Annotated in this window: 14 protein-coding genes; 9 read left to right on the forward strand and 5 right to left on the reverse strand. The window is 56.3% G+C overall.

Translation table 11 applies throughout. The annotated features are described in order from the left end of the window. The first annotated feature begins 210 nt into the window (after positions 1-210). Positions 211-969: a M48 family metallopeptidase gene (locus V7Q49_RS17560; protein ID WP_333853917.1), complete on the forward strand. Its 759-nt coding sequence runs from the start codon at positions 211-213 to the stop codon at positions 967-969. Positions 970-1,013: 44 nt separating this feature from the next. Here V7Q49_RS17560 and speB read toward each other — a convergent pair whose 3' ends face one another. The 4 genes from speB to V7Q49_RS23565 all read right to left on the reverse strand — a co-directional run bounded on the left by speB (position 1,014) and on the right by V7Q49_RS23565 (position 4,483). Next, entirely contained in the window at positions 1,014-1,934 is a 921-nt protein-coding gene (gene speB, locus V7Q49_RS17565) for an agmatinase (RefSeq protein ID WP_014071686.1), read from the reverse strand. A gap of 192 nt (positions 1,935-2,126) precedes the next feature. After that, positions 2,127-4,103, reverse strand: a complete 1,977-nt coding sequence (gene speA, locus V7Q49_RS17570) for a biosynthetic arginine decarboxylase (RefSeq protein ID WP_142487037.1) — start codon at positions 4,101-4,103, stop codon at positions 2,127-2,129. Positions 4,104-4,111: 8 nt separating this feature from the next. Then, entirely contained in the window at positions 4,112-4,243 is a 132-nt protein-coding gene (yqgB, locus tag V7Q49_RS17575) for an acid stress response protein YqgB (protein ID WP_333853919.1), read from the reverse strand. A gap of 87 nt (positions 4,244-4,330) precedes the next feature. After that, complete coding sequence (locus V7Q49_RS23565) at positions 4,331-4,483, reverse strand: hypothetical protein (protein ID WP_442913078.1); 153 nt, start codon at positions 4,481-4,483, stop codon at positions 4,331-4,333. Between the two features lie 420 nt (positions 4,484-4,903). Between V7Q49_RS23565 and metK the strand changes: the two genes are divergently transcribed. The 8 genes from metK to ruvX all read left to right on the forward strand — a co-directional run bounded on the left by metK (position 4,904) and on the right by ruvX (position 12,031). Beyond that, positions 4,904-6,058, forward strand: a complete 1,155-nt coding sequence (gene metK, locus V7Q49_RS17580) for a methionine adenosyltransferase (RefSeq protein WP_333853921.1) — start codon at positions 4,904-4,906, stop codon at positions 6,056-6,058. Between the two features lie 210 nt (positions 6,059-6,268). Further along, positions 6,269-7,666, forward strand: coding sequence for a sugar porter family MFS transporter (locus tag V7Q49_RS17585; RefSeq protein WP_333853923.1), 1,398 nt, complete (start codon positions 6,269-6,271; stop codon positions 7,664-7,666). A 72-nt stretch (positions 7,667-7,738) separates the two neighbouring features. Beyond that, positions 7,739-8,236: a SprT family zinc-dependent metalloprotease gene (locus V7Q49_RS17590; RefSeq protein ID WP_333853925.1), complete on the forward strand. Its 498-nt coding sequence runs from the start codon at positions 7,739-7,741 to the stop codon at positions 8,234-8,236. A 94-nt stretch (positions 8,237-8,330) separates the two neighbouring features. Next, the gene (endA, locus tag V7Q49_RS17595; protein ID WP_333853927.1) at positions 8,331-9,038 is read left to right on the forward strand and encodes a deoxyribonuclease I; all 708 of its coding nucleotides are present in this window, start codon (positions 8,331-8,333) and stop codon (positions 9,036-9,038) included. A 113-nt stretch (positions 9,039-9,151) separates the two neighbouring features. Then, positions 9,152-9,883: a 16S rRNA (uracil(1498)-N(3))-methyltransferase gene (gene rsmE, locus V7Q49_RS17600; RefSeq protein ID WP_333853929.1), complete on the forward strand. Its 732-nt coding sequence runs from the start codon at positions 9,152-9,154 to the stop codon at positions 9,881-9,883. A gap of 19 nt (positions 9,884-9,902) precedes the next feature. Then, positions 9,903-10,850 (forward strand): glutathione synthase, encoded by a 948-nt coding sequence (gene gshB / locus V7Q49_RS17605; protein WP_333853932.1) that lies wholly within the window; start codon positions 9,903-9,905, stop codon positions 10,848-10,850. 204 nt (positions 10,851-11,054) lie between these two features. Then, positions 11,055-11,615 carry a YqgE/AlgH family protein gene (locus V7Q49_RS17610; protein WP_142487043.1) on the forward strand — a complete coding sequence of 187 codons (561 nt, stop codon included), beginning with the start codon at positions 11,055-11,057 and terminating at the stop codon, positions 11,613-11,615. Further along, complete coding sequence (ruvX, locus tag V7Q49_RS17615) at positions 11,615-12,031, forward strand: Holliday junction resolvase RuvX (RefSeq protein ID WP_180209603.1); 417 nt, start codon at positions 11,615-11,617, stop codon at positions 12,029-12,031. Before V7Q49_RS17610 ends, ruvX begins: the two co-directional genes overlap by 1 nt. A 38-nt stretch (positions 12,032-12,069) precedes the next feature. Here ruvX and V7Q49_RS17620 read toward each other — a convergent pair whose 3' ends face one another. Continuing rightward, positions 12,070-12,759 carry an IclR family transcriptional regulator gene (locus V7Q49_RS17620; protein ID WP_333853935.1) on the reverse strand — a complete coding sequence of 230 codons (690 nt, stop codon included), beginning with the start codon at positions 12,757-12,759 and terminating at the stop codon, positions 12,070-12,072. Positions 12,760-12,817 lie beyond the last annotated feature (58 nt).

The following is a 12,817-nucleotide window of genomic DNA, read 5'->3' on the forward strand; positions in this document are numbered from 1 at the left end:
GGAAAAAAGTGCCAACAATGTAACCCAAGCGACAAAGCATGTACATGGACCATTCTTTTGCCTGTTAAGAAATCTCTGGAACAGGCTCGCACGTTGCGCAATCTTCTCGCCCGCCTTCGTTGATATTCTTTATACTTAGCCATACACCGGCTTCGTTGCCGTGATGTCATTTCAGAATTTATCGTGTTTAACGAGTGCGGAAGCAACCTAATGAAAATGCGTGCGATAGTGCTGGCTCTGGGAACGACGCTCATTCTGAGCGGGTGTCAGAATATGGACTCTGGCGGTCTGATGAGCTCCGGGGCAGAGGCGTTTCAGGCCTACTCCCTGAGCGATGCTCAGGTCAAAACATTAAGCGATGAGGCCTGTAAGGAGATGGACGGTAAAGCCACCATCGCGCCGGCAGGCAGCACTTACGCTCAGCGTCTGGATAAGATTGCTTCTGCCCTTGGCGACAACATTAATGGCCAGCCGGTGAACTACAAGGTTTACATGGCCAAAGACGTCAACGCCTTCGCCATGGCCAACGGCTGCATCCGCGTTTACAGCGGGCTGATGGATATGATGACCGACAACGAAGTCGAAGCGGTTATCGGGCATGAAATGGGTCACGTTGCGCTCGGCCACGTGAAGAAAGGAATGCAGGTTGCCCTTGGCACCAACGCCGTGCGCGTGGCGGCGGCTTCTGCCGGCGGTATTGTCGGGAGTCTGTCCCAGTCGCAGCTTGGCGATCTCGGCGAAAAACTGGTCAACTCCCAGTTCTCCCAGCGTCAGGAATCTGAAGCCGATGACTACTCTTACGATCTGTTGCGCAAACGCGGCATCAACCCGTCAGGTTTAGCCACCAGCTTCGAGAAACTGGCTCAACAGGAAGCGGGCCGTCAAAGCTCAATGTTTGACGACCACCCTGCCTCTGCAGAGCGTGCGCAGCATATTCGCGATCGCATGTCCGCAGACGGCATTAAGTAACGCCAATAAAGAGGCCGGGCAACGTGTTCCGGCCTCTCTCTTTATTACTCGCCTTTTTTCGCCGCCTGGATGTAGAGCATCTCCAGCGCCAGCGTCGCAGCGGCCAGCGCCGTGATTTCAGACTGATCGTAAGCCGGAGCCACTTCCACCACGTCCATGCCGACGATGTTCAGATCTTTCAGACCACGTACCAGCTTAATGGCGCGATCGGAGGTCAGGCCGCCGATCACCGGGGTGCCGGTGCCAGGCGCAAAGGCCGGATCCAGGCAGTCGATGTCGAAGGTCAGGTAGACCGGCATATCGCCAACGATCTGCTTCACCTGAGCGATGATGTCATCCACGCCGCGATCGTTAACCTGGCCGGCGTCCAGCACGGTGAAGCCGTTGTCTTTATCGAACTCGGTACGAATACCGATCTGCACGGAGTGGTTTGGATCGATCAGGCCTTCGTTCGGCGCGGTGAAGAACATGGTGCCGTGGTCGAATTCGCAGCCGTTCGCGTAGGTGTCGGTATGGGCATCGAAATGCACCAGCGCCATCTTACCGAAGTGCTTTGCGTGGGCGCGCAGCAGCGGCAGAGTCACGAAGTGGTCACCACCGAAGGAGAGCATACGCTTGCCGGCAGCCAGCAGTTTCTCGGCGTGGGCCTGCAGTTTTTCACTCATTTCGCGCGCGTCACCGAAGGCGTACACCAGGTCGCCGCAGTCAACCACGTTCAGACGCTCGCGCATGTCGAAGTTCCACGGGAAACGGTTGTGCTCCCAGGCCAGGTTGGTGGAGACCTGACGAATGGCCGCCGGGCCATGACGGCCACCGGCACGGCCGGACGTTGCCATATCAAATGGCACCCCGGTGATCACCCAGTCCGCATCGCTGTCGTATGGCTGGAAGTTCATCGGAAGGCGTAAAAAACCAAAAGCGTTCGATACCAGGGAATTATCGTACTGATGCCCTAAAGTGCTCATGTCCTGACCTCTTTATAACGTCGGTGCATTAAAAATAGATGAAAAAAAATCCCCTCCGCGTCGTTAAACCCGACGAGGAAGGGATTGATTCGAATAGTGCCTGTTGCGGCGGATTATCGCCGCTATTTCATACGGGTTCAAGTGAGTATAGCCCGCAGGCCCGGTAAGCGTAGCGCCACCGGGCATCGGTATTTACTCGTCTTCCAGATAGGTGTAGCCGTACAGACCCGCTTCAAACTCTTCCAGGAACTGTTTCTGCAGCGTATCGTCCAGATCGGTCTTTTTCACCTGATCGCGGAACTGGGTCAGCAGCTTGTTCGGATCGAGCTGCACGTACTGCAGCATGTCCGCCACGGTGTCACCCTCGTCAGAGAGCTCCACTTCCACGTTGCCGTCAGGGAAGACAAACACGTCAACCGCTTCGGTATCCCCGAACAGGTTATGCATGTTGCCCAGAATCTCCTGATAGGCCCCGACCATAAAGAAGCCCAGCATTGGCGGGTTCTCTGGATCGTACTCCGGCATTGGCATAGTGGTGGCGATACCGTCACCGTCGATGTAGTGATCGATAGCCCCGTCGGAATCACAGGTGATATCCAGCAGCACCGCACGGCGCTCAGGCACCTGATTCAACCCTTCCAGCGGCAGGACCGGGAACAGCTGATCGATACCCCATGCATCTGGCATCGACTGGAACAGGGAGAAGTTGACGTACATTTTGTCCGCCATACGCTCCTGCAGCTCATCGATAATCGGACGGTGCGCACGGTTGCTCGGATCGAGCTGTTTCTGCACTTCATGGCACATGTTCAGATACAGCTGCTCGGCCCAGGCACGCTCCTGCAGGCTATATGTACCGGAGGAATAGCCGGTATGAATATCGTGCAGGTCCATCTGGCTGTCGTGCAGCCACTCGCGCAGAGAACGTCGGGTGCCCGGCTCGTGCATCTCAATCCAGGTTTCCCACATGCTTTGCAGGGCACGCGGGGCATCGTCTTCCGGTGGTGTGGCTTCAGTGTATTCGTTGCGCTCAACGCCGATGATGTTAGACACCAGTACCGTGTGGTGCGCGGTAACCGCACGTCCGGACTCGGTGATCACCGTCGGGTGCGGCAGACCGTTCTCTTCACAGGCATCGCCAATCGCCCAGATAATGTTGTTGGCGTATTCGTTCAGGCCGTAGTTCACCGAACAGTCGGACTTCGAACGGGTCCCTTCGTAGTCCACGCCCAGGCCGCCACCGACGTCGAAGCACTGGATGTTGACGCCCAGCTTGTGCAGCTCAACGTAGAAACGGGCCGACTCGCGCACGCCGGTGGCGATATCGCGAATGTTGGCCATCTGCGAGCCGAGGTGGAAGTGCAGAAGCTGGATGCTGTCCAGACGACCACGCTCACGCATGATTTCGACCAGCTGCAGAACCTGGTTCGCCGCGAGGCCAAATTTGGATTTTTCACCGCCGGAGGACTGCCACTTACCGGAGCCCTGCGAGGCCAGACGCGCACGCACGCCAAGGCGCGGCACCACGTTCAGACGCTCGGCCTCTTCCAGCACGATATTAATCTCAGACATCTTCTCGATGACCAGATAGACCTTGTGGCCCATCTTCTCACCGATCAGAGCCAGACGAATGTATTCACGGTCTTTATAGCCGTTACAGACGATCACCGAGCGGGTCATTCCGGCATGCGCCAGTACCGCCATCAGCTCTGCTTTGGAACCCGCTTCCAGCCCCAGCGGTTCGCCGGAGTGAATTAAGGATTCGATAACGCGACGATGCTGGTTCACCTTGATCGGATAAACCAGGAAATAGTCGCCGTTGTAACCGTAAGATTCACGCGCGCGTTTGAAGGCGGCGTTGATGGAACGCAGACGGTGCTGCAGGATCTGCGGGAAGCAGAACAGTGCAGGCAGGCGCTGGCCCTGCGCTTCACGCGCTTTCACCAGTTTGGCGAGATCGACGCGCGCTTCCGGTACGTCAGGATCCGGGCAAACGCTGATGTGGCCCAGTTCGTTGACGTCGTAGTAGTTATTGCCCCACCAGGCAATATTGTAAGTGCGCAGCATCTTGCTGGCTTCCTGGGAGCTCATCGCAACCTCCTGCATAGAACGTAGTACACCCTGTTCGCCTGCTGACGAAGGCGAAAACGAAGACATGTCGTCAGACATAGCGAACCTCAACTCTTACTATTCAGTGTAAAACAGCTGACTACTATCGCAGCGTCAATCTGCGATAACAACCCATTATCCGACCGGATTTCCAGCACAGAATGCTGAAAGCCGGGGCGTGCGACCGGTTTCTTATTCATATCATTGTAAAACACGTATCCGAACTCTGTATGACAAGGTCCGGCGAAACCACGAGAAAACTCTTGTATTTACAAGAGCGCCCTTGTTCAGTCTTCACAAAGCGTAGTGCCTGCCCTGGAATCCTGAGAAGCGCCGAGATGGGTATAACATCGGCAGGTTTGCAGATTAGAAATGCGAATGGCGGGGAGCATGTTCCGGCCTGAAGGGCAGAACTGACTAAGCGGAAAACGACGGTTCATTATCTCGTATCACCTCCACGCAAGCCTGATAAAACTCGCGACAAGTTAAAGCTAAAAGTTCACTGCTTTACCCGGCTGGAAGTGGCGACACGAAGAAACGTCGTGTGCTTTTTTGTATGAGCCGCGCGCCGCGTTTTATACCGACAAGACAGGGAAAATGCAAAATATAAATGTGCGCATTGCCGGGACCGTCAGCAAAAATTTCCAGTCGGGTTTTCAGGGCCGCAGGCGTCTATACAAAAAAAGCTGGAAATCGGGCGAAGAAGTGACCTAAAATAGCCGTCCAGATGTTAATCCATCCATACTGATTAACACTCAGACTGCCAGTGTCATCATCTGCAAGTCCTGGTGGAAAAACCTGCCACGGCTATCCCACACGACAGTTTGAGCTAAACAAATTCTCCTTAGGTAAATTAAAACATGGCAAAACACCTGTTTACGTCCGAGTCTGTATCAGAAGGGCATCCTGATAAAATTGCTGACCAAATCTCCGATGCGGTGCTGGATGCAATCCTCGAGCAGGATCCGAAAGCACGCGTCGCCTGTGAGACCTATGTCAAAACCGGCATGGTTATGGTTGGCGGTGAGATCACCACCAGTGCATGGGTTGATATCGAAGAGATCACCCGTAACACCGTACGTGAAATCGGCTATGTGCATTCTGATATGGGCTTTGATGCCAACTCCTGCGCCGTACTGAGCGCGATTGGCAAACAGTCCCCGGACATCAACCAGGGCGTTGACCGTGCCGATCCGCTGGAACAGGGCGCGGGCGACCAGGGTCTGATGTTTGGCTACGCGACCAACGAAACCGACGTGCTGATGCCAGCGCCAATCACCTATGCTCACCGTCTGGTGCAGCGTCAGGCTGAAGTGCGTAAAAACGGCACCCTGCCGTGGCTGCGTCCGGATGCGAAAAGCCAGGTCACCTTCCAGTACGACGACGGCAAAATTGTCGGCATCGACGCAGTGGTTCTGTCGACTCAGCACGCTGAAGATATCGACCAGAAATCCCTGCAGGAAGCAGTGATGGAAGAGATCATCAAGCCGGTTCTGCCAACAGAATGGCTGAGCTCTGCCACCAAATTCTTCATCAACCCAACGGGCCGCTTTGTTATCGGTGGACCAATGGGCGACTGCGGCCTGACCGGTCGTAAGATCATCGTTGATACCTACGGCGGCATGGCGCGTCACGGTGGCGGCGCCTTCTCTGGTAAGGATCCGTCTAAAGTTGACCGTTCCGCAGCCTACGCCGCGCGTTATGTTGCCAAGAACATCGTTGCCGCCGGTCTGGCTGACCGCTGTGAGATCCAGGTTTCCTACGCCATCGGCGTAGCAGAACCAACCTCCATCATGGTGGAAACCTTTGGTACCGAAAAAGTGTCCTCTGAGCAGCTCACCCTGCTGGTGCGCGAGTTCTTCGACCTGCGTCCATACGGCCTGATCCAGATGCTGGATCTGCTGCACCCAATCTACAAAGAAACCGCTGCTTACGGTCACTTTGGTCGTGAACATTTCCCATGGGAAAAAACCGACAAAGCCGCCCAGCTGCGTGAAGCTGCCGGTCTGAAATAATCGACTGACAACGTTCCTGAAAGGCCAGCCTCGCGCTGGCCTTTTTGTTTTTCGGCTTTATAACAAGCCCCATGAAATCGCTTACACCCAAATAAAATCAGCGCCCTTTCGGATTACTCTCTTTGTCACTCCTCCCCCTCTGACATATTTTTACTGTTTCCTAATCAAATCTTTACATTGATGAAACAGCTAAGCCAAATGGAGGGCAAAATGCCTGACAATAAAAAACAGGGGCGGACGTCTAACAAGACGATGACCTTCTTCGTCTGCTTCCTTGCCGCTCTGGCAGGATTACTTTTCGGTCTGGATATCGGCGTCATTGCCGGGGCCCTGCCGTTTATCACGGATGAATTCCAGATCAGCTCTCACACCCAGGAGTGGGTGGTTAGCTCAATGATGTTCGGTGCGGCGGTCGGCGCAGTCGGAAGCGGCTGGCTCTCCTTCAAACTCGGGCGTAAAAAGAGCCTGATGATTGGCGCTATTCTGTTTGTCGCCGGTTCGCTCTTCTCCGCCGCGGCCCCTAACGTAGAAGTGCTGATTATCTCCCGCGTGCTGCTGGGCCTGGCGGTTGGCGTTGCCTCCTACACTGCCCCGCTTTACCTGTCGGAAATCGCGCCGGAAAAAATTCGCGGCAGCATGATCTCCATGTATCAGCTGATGATCACCATCGGTATTCTCGGTGCCTATCTCTCCGATACCGCTTTCAGCTACAGCGGCGCATGGCGCTGGATGCTGGGAGTCATTATTATCCCGGCGATCCTGCTGCTGATCGGCGTCTTCTTCCTGCCTGACAGCCCGCGCTGGTTTGCGGCCAAACGGCGCTTTAACGATGCGGAGCGCGTGCTGCTGCGCCTGCGCGATACCAGTGAGGAAGCGAAACGCGAACTGGAAGAGATCCGCGAAAGCCTGAAGGTCAAACAGAGCGGCTGGGCGCTGTTTAAAGAGAACAGCAACTTCCGCCGGGCGGTATTTCTTGGCGTGCTGCTGCAGGTGATGCAGCAGTTTACCGGGATGAACGTCATCATGTATTACGCGCCAAAAATCTTTGAGCTGGCGGGGTACAGCAACACCAAAGAGCAGATGTGGGGTACGGTGATCGTCGGCCTGACCAACGTGCTGGCGACCTTTATCGCTATCGGTCTGGTGGATCGCTGGGGCCGTAAACCGACCCTGACGCTGGGCTTCCTGGTGATGGCCGTCGGCATGGGCGTGCTGGGTACGATGCTGCATGTGGGTATCGAGTCCTCAGCCATGCAGTATGTGGCCGTCGGGATGCTGCTGATGTTTATCGTTGGTTTTGCGATGAGTGCAGGTCCGCTGATCTGGGTGCTGTGTTCCGAGATCCAGCCGCTGAAAGGGCGTGATTTCGGCATCACCTGCTCCACCGCCACCAACTGGATCGCCAACATGATTGTCGGCGCAACCTTCCTGACCATGCTCGATACGTTTGGCAACGCCAATACCTTCTGGGTATACGGTGGCCTGAACCTGCTGTTTATCGTGCTGACGCTGTGGCTGGTTCCTGAAACCAAACACGTGTCGCTGGAGCATATTGAACGTAACCTGATGAAAGGCCGTCCGCTGCGCGAAATTGGCGCCCACGACTGATCCTTTCGGCTTCCTCCCGACCGGGAGGAAGCCGCTTGCACCGCCCCGCTACAGGCTCTATGCTCTGCCGTTATGAAAACACCCCGTCTCCCCATTGCGCTTCAGCAAGCCGCCATGCGCAGCCTGCGTGACAACCTGGCGCAGGCCAATCTGAAGCTCGCCCGGAACTATCCTGAACCCAAACTGGTCTGGCAGCAGCGCGGCACCGCAGCAGGCACCGCCTGGCTGGATGCCTGGGAGATCCGCCTCAACCCGATCCTGATGCTGGAAAACCAGCAGGCGTTTATCGACGAAGTGATCCCGCATGAGCTGGCGCACCTGCTGGCGTGGAAGCACTTTGGCCGCGTGGCACCCCACGGTAAAGAGTGGAAATGGATGATGGAAGCGGTGTTGGGCGTTCCGGCGCGTCGAACGCACCAGTTCGAGCTTGATTCGGTACGGCGTAATACTTTCCCCTACCGCTGCCAGTGCCAGCAGCATCAGCTCACCGTGCGTCGCCATAACCGGGTGGTGCGTGGTGAAGCCACCTACCGCTGCGTGAAGTGCGGCGAACCCCTTATTGCGGAGTAAACGGCAGAATCATCAGGAACATTCATGATCTGCCTGATTGCATACAGGAACAACTTTCGTTACGTTGCGGGCTCGTTTTGACACGGAGTTCACGATGTCCCGTAATTTCTCACTCGCGGTCGCTTTTCTGACGACGGCGTTCTCAGGCCATGCGCTGGCCGAAGGTATCAACAGTTTCTCTCAGGCAAAAGCCGCAGGCGTGAAGGTCAATGCTGACGTGGCGGGCGATTTTTACTGTGGCTGCAAAATTAACTGGCAGGGCAAAAAAGGGGTCGTGGATCTGGCCTCCTGCGGCTACAAAGTGCGTAAAAATGAGAACCGCGCCAGCCGCATCGAATGGGAACATGTGGTGCCAGCCTGGCAGTTCGGCCACCAGCGTCAGTGCTGGCAGGATGGCGGACGTAAAAACTGCGCCAAAGATCCGGTTTATCGCCAGATAGAGAGCGATATGCATAACCTGCAGCCCGCCGTGGGCGAGGTGAACGGCGATCGCGGCAACTTTATGTACAGCCAGTGGAACGGCGGCGAAGGTCAGTACGGTCAGTGCGCCATGAAGGTCGACTTTAAAGAGAAGCTTGCCGAGCCGCCCGCCCGCGCCCGCGGCAGCATCGCCCGCACCTACTTCTATATGCGCGACCGCTATGACCTCAACCTCTCCCGCCAGCAAACCCAGCTGTTTAACGCCTGGGATAAACTCTATCCGGTGACCGCCTGGGAGTGCCAGCGCGACGAGCGCATTGCCAAAGTACAGGGGAATCACAACCCGTACGTCCAGCGCGCTTGCCAGGCGCAAAAGAGCTAACCTACACTAGCGGCAATTGTTTATTTACACATCCCCCTCAGCCTAACCCTCTCTCCACAGGGGAGAGGGAACAGAATGTGCCGGGGACTCAGCTCTTGATGGACTTCTTAACTATGCGTGTTCCTCGTATTTATCATCCTGAATTGATCGCCGCTGGCAGTGAAATTGCCCTGTCTGAAGAGGCCGCAAACCACGTTGGCCGCGTGCTGCGCATGGGCGCAGGTCAGGCGATTCAGCTGTTTGATGGTTCAAACCAGGTGTTTGACGCAGAAATTACCCGCGCCGATAAAAAAAGCGTGCAGGTAAGTATCGTGCGTGGCGAAATCGACGATCGTGAATCACCGCTGCATATCCATTTGGGCCAGGTGATGTCGCGTGGCGAAAAAATGGAATTCACTATCCAGAAATCGATCGAACTGGGTGTAAGCCTCATTACGCCACTTTTTTCTGAACGCTGCGGCGTTAAACTGGATGCCGAACGTCTGAATAAGAAGCTCCAGCAGTGGCAAAAAATCGCCATTGCCGCCTGTGAACAGTGTGGCCGCAATCGCGTTCCGGAGATCCGCCCGGCAATGGATCTTGAAGCCTGGTGCGCGGAAGAGGAGCAGGGTCTGAAGCTCAACCTGCATCCCCGTGCCAGCGCCAGCATCAACACCCTGCCGCTGCCGGTTGAACGCGTGCGGCTGCTGATTGGTCCGGAAGGGGGTCTGTCAGCGGATGAGATTGCCATGACCGCACGCTACCAGTTTACTGATATTCTGTTGGGACCCCGCGTTCTGCGTACTGAGACCACCGCGCTAACCGCCATCACTGCCCTGCAGGTCCGTTTTGGCGATTTAGGTTGAAGCATTAACGGAGAAGACAATGATTAAGCTCGGCATCGTGATGGATCCCATCACAAGCATCAATATCAAGAAAGATTCCAGCTTCGCTATGCTGCTGGAAGCGCAACGTCGCGGCTATCAGCTCCACTATATGGAGATGAGCGACCTGTACCTGATTAATGGCGAAGCCCGTGCGCGCACCCGCATCGTCAACGTCGAGCAGAATTACGATAAATGGTACGAATTCGGTTCCGAGCAGGATCTGCCCCTGGCCGAACTCGACGTCATCCTGATGCGTAAAGATCCGCCGTTCGACACCGAATACATCTACTGCACTTATATCCTTGAGCGCGCAGAAGAGAAAGGGACGCTGATCGTCAACAAACCGCAGAGCCTGCGCGACTGCAACGAGAAGCTCTACACCGCCTGGTTCTCCGACCTGACGCCAGAGACGCTGGTGACGCGCAGCAAAGCGCAGCTGAAAGCCTTCTGGCAGAAACACGGCGATATCATCCTGAAGCCGCTGGATGGCATGGGCGGCGCGTCTATCTTCCGCGTTAAAGAGGGCGACCCGAACCTCGGCGTGATCGCCGAAACCCTGACCGAGCATGGCTCCCGCTACTGCATGGCGCAGAACTATATCCCGGCGATTGTCGACGGCGACAAGCGCGTGCTGGTGGTAGATGGTGAGCCGGTTCCGTACTGCCTGGCGCGTATTCCACAGGGCGGTGAAACCCGCGGTAACCTGGCGGCCGGTGGCCGTGGCGAACCGCGTCCGCTGACCGAAAGCGACTGGGAAATTGCCCGCCGCGTCGGCCCGATGTTAAAAGCCAAGGGGCTGATCTTTGTTGGTCTCGACATCATCGGCGATCGCCTGACGGAAGTGAACGTCACCAGCCCGACCTGCATTCGCGAAATCGAAGCTGCGTTCCCGGTCTCCATTACCGGCATGCTGATGGATGCGATTGAAAAACGTCTGAAGCAGTAATAGCCCCAATATTTATACACACAGCCATTCATGCTGCATCAAGGCGGCAAGCCTGAGAATCCCCAGGAGCATAGACAACTATGTGACTGGGGTTCGAAGGCGCAGCCAACGCAGAGGCAGGGTGAAGTGTATAGTGACAGTGTCGGGTTTTGTCCGCATACTGGGTGCTGTCGCTTTTTAAACCAGGAAACAGAACCTCTGACAATGAATTTACAGCATCACTTTCTGATTGCCATGCCTGCTCTCCAGGATCCGATTTTCCGTCGTGCGGTCGTTTACATCTGCGAGTACAGCGAAGATGGCGCGATGGGAATTATCATTAATAAACCGCTGGAAAATCTGTCTGTTGAAGGCATTCTGGACAAATTAAAAATTTCCCAGGACGAACGTGTTCCTGAAATTCGTCTCGATAAACCAGTGATGCTGGGTGGCCCGCTGGCCGAAGATCGCGGCTTTATTCTGCACACGCCGCCAGGTTTTTCCTCCAGTATCCGTATCTCTGACAACACCGTGATCACCACCTCCCGCGACGTGCTGGAAACCCTGGGCACAGAAAAACAGCCTGCCGACGTGCTGGTGGCGCTTGGCTATTCCTCCTGGGAAAAAGGCCAACTTGAGCAGGAGATCCTGGATAACGCCTGGCTGACGGCTCCGGCTGATTTAAACATTCTGTTTAAAACCCCTATCGCCGATCGCTGGCGTGATGCGGCAAAACTGATCGGCATTGATATCCAGACCATGCCTGGCGTAGCGGGGCATGCCTGATGAGCGGCACGCTTCTCGCGTTTGATTTCGGCACTAAAAGTATCGGCGTGGCGATCGGCCAGCGTATCACCGGCACCGCCCGCCCGCTGACGGCGCTGAAAGCGCAAAACGGCACTCCGGACTGGAACCTGATTGAGCGGCTGCTGAAAGAGTGGCAGCCGGATGAAGTGATTGTCGGTCTGCCGCTGAATATGGATGGCACCGAACAGCCATTGACGGCCCGCGCGCGCAACTTTGCCAATAAAATTCATGGCCGTTTTGGCGTGGCGATCAAGCTGCACGATGAACGACTGAGCACGGTAGAAGCCCGCGCCGGTCTGTTTGAGCACGGCGGTTTTCGCGCGCTTAATAAAGGCAGCGTCGACTCCGCCTCGGCGGTGATTATCCTCGAAAGCTTCTTCGAGCAGGGCTACTGATCCCCTGCCCTTTGCCCGGCTTCCCGGGCAAAACCCCTTTACTCTGCCAGCAGCGTGGCGTTGAGCGTCATCAGTTCAGCCAGACGCGTGCGAACGTGCTCATCGTCAACATTCCACATACCGGCAAAGGCCAGCGCGGCATGATGCACGCCCACGGGGACGGCCATCGACACTTCGCCGTCATCATGATGCCAGACCACGTGTCCTTGCTGGCGCTGCTGCGCCACATGCGGGGCGAGGTTTTGCCACTGCTCAGGCGTGAAACGCGGCATCAGCGCCTCGTCCGTCTCACTCGCCAGCAGCGACATGCCAATCACCGATTGCCAGGCAGGCAGCATATGGAAACCGGCCAGCGCCTGACTGGTCTGGCTGCCGGGCACGGCGTGCCAGATATAGATCACCTGATCCTCCCACAGCACCCCCAGCGCCACCACGATATCGCGTGGCGCATCGCGCTCCAGCCGGGGCAAGGCGCGGGAGAACAGCTCTGAGCCGCGGATTGACTGGGCCGCGAGGGCATGAATACCGGGGCCCGGCAGGTAGCGCCGGTGATCGTCCTGCATGGTCAGGCCAATGGAGGCCATGGTCATCAGCAAGCGGTTAACCCGGGTGGTGTTAATCCCCATCAGCCGCGCAAGTTCACGGCAGCCGATGGCGCGGCCGCTGGAAACCAGATATTGCAGACAGCGAATGCCGTCGATAAGACTTTGGTTCGGTTGTGATGACATAGCCGCTTTCAAGGTGTGCAATCAGAGGCTCGATTTTACCGCCCGTGCAGAAGGATAC

The sequence above is a fragment of the Leclercia sp. genome, from assembly GCF_036780805.1.
Taxonomy (GTDB): Bacteria; Pseudomonadota; Gammaproteobacteria; order Enterobacterales; family Enterobacteriaceae; genus Enterobacter.